Annotated in this window: 2 protein-coding genes and 1 pseudogene; 1 reads left to right on the forward strand and 2 read right to left on the reverse strand. The window is 66.4% G+C overall.

Going from position 1 to position 4,343, the window contains the following annotated elements:
- Together ACEN88_RS25370 and ACEN88_RS25375 are read right to left on the reverse strand one after the other, a co-directional pair.
- Window positions 1-615, reverse strand: a 615-nt coding sequence (locus tag ACEN88_RS25370) for an NF038129 family PEP-CTERM protein (RefSeq protein WP_413344124.1), incomplete at its 3' end; no start/stop codon positions are given.
- A gap of 10 nt (window positions 616-625) precedes the next feature.
- Window positions 626-3,640, reverse strand: a complete 3,015-nt coding sequence (locus tag ACEN88_RS25375; protein WP_413344125.1) for a putative Ig domain-containing protein — start codon at window positions 3,638-3,640, stop codon at window positions 626-628.
- A 504-nt stretch (window positions 3,641-4,144) separates the two neighbouring features.
- On the opposite strand from ACEN88_RS25375, the pseudogene ACEN88_RS25380 reads away from it, so the two are divergent.
- Window positions 4,145-4,343, forward strand: a pseudogene (locus tag ACEN88_RS25380) (hypothetical protein); the annotation flags it as partial.

Raw genomic sequence — 4,343 nt, forward strand, 5'->3', positions numbered from 1 at the left:
GCAGCATCGCCCTCCATCCGGACGGGGGGCCGGCCGGCGCCGCACTGCCGCCAGCATGCAGCCGGTCAGCGCTACCAGCAGCAGCGTGGACGGCTCCGGAACGGCGCGCACGGCTGTGAACGCATTGTCCGGCGTGATGGTCAGGCGCCCGTCCGGCCCCGCGTCCGGATGGAGGGCGATGCTGCCCAAGTCGCCGTCGACGCCGAGGTAGTGCGTGTCGTCGAACAGCGACCAGCTGAACGTGCTGCCGTCGGTGCCGTCGCCGAACAGGAAGCTGACGTCGAAGCCGACGTGGCCGCCGAGCTGGATCGCCTGGAACCAGTCGCCGCCGCCCGCCTCGCTCGTGAACGTCAGCGCGCCCGGCGGTCCGCCTGCCACGGACCCGGTGCCGACGGGCACGTCCAGCAGGTCGGCCGCGAGATTGGTGACCGACGCGCTGGCCGGCGTCGCGCCGCCCACGCTGAGAAACGACATGCCCAGGTAGGCGGTACCCGTGCCCAGCGCCGACGTATCGATGTCGACGTGGTGGACCGGCACCGCCAGCGCCACGCCGGCGCACAGGTACATCCAGGTTGCGGCCAGCATCCGGGCCGCGCGGTGAGTGATGGACTGCATGGTGTGTCTCCTAGTATTGTGCCTTGAACAGTTGTGGGGCGTAGGCGATGGCGGCCTTCGCCGGGTTCGAGAACGTCGTGGTCACGGTCGCCGTCTGGCCCGGCGCAAGTTCCGCTTCGTTCAGGGTGACGTAGGGCACGCCGTCCTTCACGCCCGTCGCGTTGTCGAGCGTGACGCCGCTCGTCAGGCCGGCGAGGCGGAACTGCAGCGGTCCCTTGAGCGCCGTACCGCCCGTGTTCGTGAACGTCACCGTGCCGGCGTACTTCTGCGTGAAGCGGTTCATCGTCAGGCCGGACCGCGCGATCCGGACGTTGCCCGTCAGGTCCACGGGCGCCAGCAGGTCATAGCGGGTGCCGTAGAAGTGGAACTCGCCATACGATGAAATACCGGGATACGCCGGATCCGTCGGCGGGCCCGGGTGGTCGACGCGTGCCATGAAGTAGCGGTACTGTTGCGTCTCCAGGCCGGGCAGCACGGGGATGACTTCCATCTCGAAGTTACGGCCGCTCGTGTCCGTCGTCTCGCGGCTCGTGAGCAGGGTCCAGTTCACGTTGTCGTTCGACCCGTACACGTTGGCGCCCTGCGAACGGTTGCCGAACATGTAGCGGGCCTGGATGCCGAAGGCGCCGACCGCCACGCGGTAGTTCTCGCCGAAGTCGATGGTGATCGGCGCGCGTAGGTCGCCGGAATAACTGTTGTAGTTATTATCGACGAGCAGCGCCGGGCGGTCCGCGCCGAAGCCGATCGTCGTCACCATGTTCTTGCTCCAGTCGAGGCTGCCGTCGGAGGCGACCGTCGGATTGACCAGCTCCAGCTTGCGCACGGCCGCCTGCACGGCCTTCAGCAGGGCCGGGAAATCGGCATCGGACACGGTCGCCATCTGCTGCTGCAGCGGCGCCAGCTCCGTCTTGAACGTGGCCAGCGACGGCGTCGTGTAGGCGGCAGCGGGATCGTAGCCGTCGAGCGCGGCCTGGAATGCGGACGCGCGGTCCGGCTGCACGTCCAGGCGCGCCGTCATCGTGCTGACGGCGACGCCGTCGGTCGCGGCGACGACGATGTCGTGCATGCCCACCTGGTTTGGCGCCGGCGTCCAGTCGAACGCGCCGCTGGACGCGTTCACCGTCGCCCCGGCCGGCAGCCGGACGGACTCGTACGCGACGCTGTCCGCCGTGTCGGCGTCCGCCGCGGCATAGGTCGCGCGGTACGGCATGCCCTGCACGACGATTTCCGTGACGGGGAACACGGGCATGGCAAAGCGCGGCGGCGTCAGTTGCGTGGGCGCGGCCATGTTCACGTAGTCGACGTCCACCGTCGCGCCCTCGGGGCCGGAGAACTTGAAGAACATGATGTTGTCGCCGAGCGCGCGGCTGCCGATGGCGGCGGCCGACGTATCCGGCACGATGTAGCGCCATTCGCCGTGCGTGTCGGGGACCGTCATGACGGACCACGGACTGGCGTCGCGGCTGGCGCTCGCGGACAGCGTGACCGGCGCGTTGGTGCGCACCATGATGCCGACCGGCGCGTACTTCGAGCGGTCCGCGTATTGCACGTCGTGGAACACGATGGTGGCGCCGGCCGGCGTCACGCCCGCATGGCCGAAGGTGCGGTCGCCCTCGGTCCGCATCGCCCAGCCGCCGTCGAGGAAGATGGATTTGCGCTCCGTCTCCAGGATGCCCGCCGCTCCGGCCGGCAGCGGCACGCCGGTGAGCGCCTGCGGCAACGTGAAGATGGCGGTCGGACCCATGTCCTTGTTGTTGGGCGTCGCCGGCCCCCACGGGATGGCGGGGCCGTTCGCATGCGCCGCCGCCGTCGCCAGGTAAGGCGCTTCGGCGTCGACGTCCAGCCCTTCCACGTATTTGTACGTGTTGTAGATCTCCGCGATCGCGTCGACCTCGTACAGGCGGCCGCGGTAGGCGGGCGAGATGCCGGACGTGCCGCCCGTCGTGTCGGCCCACGGCGTGTCGTAGCCGAGCATGTACTCGGCGTAGGCGTTCGCGCCACGCAGCAGGCGGTCGTCGCCGAACCGGTAGACGCTCACGGCGTCGCCGCCGGACGAGGGCTTGCCGGTGAACGGATCGACCCTGGTGCCCTGCGCGGTCACGAGCCGCAGCAGGCCGCCGAGGATGTCGACGTTGTCGCCCGCGTGCGCGCCGTCGCGCGACATCTCCTGCACTTCGTAGAACGTCTTGCCCGTCTTGTTGAGCGGGTCGTCCGCGTCGATGCGGGCGATCGCCGACATGATCGCGCCGTTGATGTCCTGGCGCGTCGAGGTGGCGTTCACGGTGAGCCATTCGACCGACTCGTCGTAGCGCGCACGGTTGTCGGTGAAGATCGCGCCGGCGATCCGGCCGACGAGCGAATACTGTTGCTGGTTCCTGAACCGCTCGTTACTGGAGAAGAAGGTGCGCTCCATCGGATCGACCAGGTTGTCCTTGAGCTTCTGCGTGTCGGTGTCGGTCCACGCGAGCGGGTAATCCGTATAAGTCGGATCGGCCGGCGTATAGCGCATGATCTCCGCAGCCATCAGCATGCGTGACAGCGGCACCCCGTTGTGGATGTGCGCGTCCGGGAAATAGGCGTACCCGTTCGGGTTCATGTTGCTCCACGTGCGCAGGACGCGCATCGCGTTGCGCCGGTATTCGTTGCGGCCCGTGACGTAGTACAGGATCGCCTGCGTCAACGCGCCCTGCGAATCGTTGATCATGCGCGTCTGTGCCGTCGTACTGTTGTAGTTCGGCGTGTTCGGCGTATCGACCTTCGTGGCGTCGCGGTTCGTGGGCTGCAAGTTGATGTTCGCATAGTTGCAGCACACGGTCGCGAGGGTGTTGTAATACGATTTATAGGGCTCGACGTCGGCGCGGATCTGCTGGCGTACGTACTCCAGCTGCTCCGGCGTGAAGCCGAGTCCCGGATGGCGGAAGCCGGTACCGCTCACGACCGGCTGGACCATCGGCGTGGCGACGAAGGTCACGGCCCTGGCGCCGCTCCCCACGAGCACCAGCGCGGACGCCAGTGCCAATGCCAACATCTTTCCTTTTGCGTTGCCGCGCAACGCATTCCACCTCTGACGCGAATGGTTATACATGATTGTCCTTATATGTTTGCTAACCAGTTCAATGGATGCCACCGACGACGCTGCCTCCTCCTTCGACTGTTGTGTTATCGATAGCGCTGGCGATCGTAACACGAGCACAACGAAACGGATGAAAATTTGTTATCGTTACCTCCACGTGTTGCGTCCGCGACTAATGCCCCACCGCCGGGACGGAAATCGGGACGCAACAAAATCTGTTGATCTCGACGACAAGTTTTGTTATCGTTAACTTGCGCTGTACGCTCGGGCATAGCCGGTTCATGCCGGTATGGCGATCTCCTTGCGGGTACGTTCCAGTCCCGTATTCGGCCCGCCTCGACTTCGTCGGGGCGGGTCATTTTTTTTGCGCCGGCGCGCCTGCCGCGGGGTTTTACTTTTCGAAATACCCTGATATGATTGTTATCGATAACCGATATTCATCGCGAGGAGACCTCCGTGTTCGACAAGACGTATTACGCCACCCACCCCGACATGATGGCGGGCGCCAGCAACGAGCAGCTGCGCCAGCGCTACCTCATCGACCGGATGTTCGCGCCGGACGCCGTCACGCTGAACTATTGCCACGACGAGCGCTTCGTCATCGGCGGCGCGGCGCCCGTCGCCGGCCCGCTGGCCCTGCCCACCCACACGGAGC

It is taken from the genome of Massilia sp. CT11-108 (genome assembly GCF_047302915.1).
GTDB classification, from domain to species: Bacteria; Pseudomonadota; Gammaproteobacteria; order Burkholderiales; family Burkholderiaceae_D; genus Telluria; species Telluria orientalis.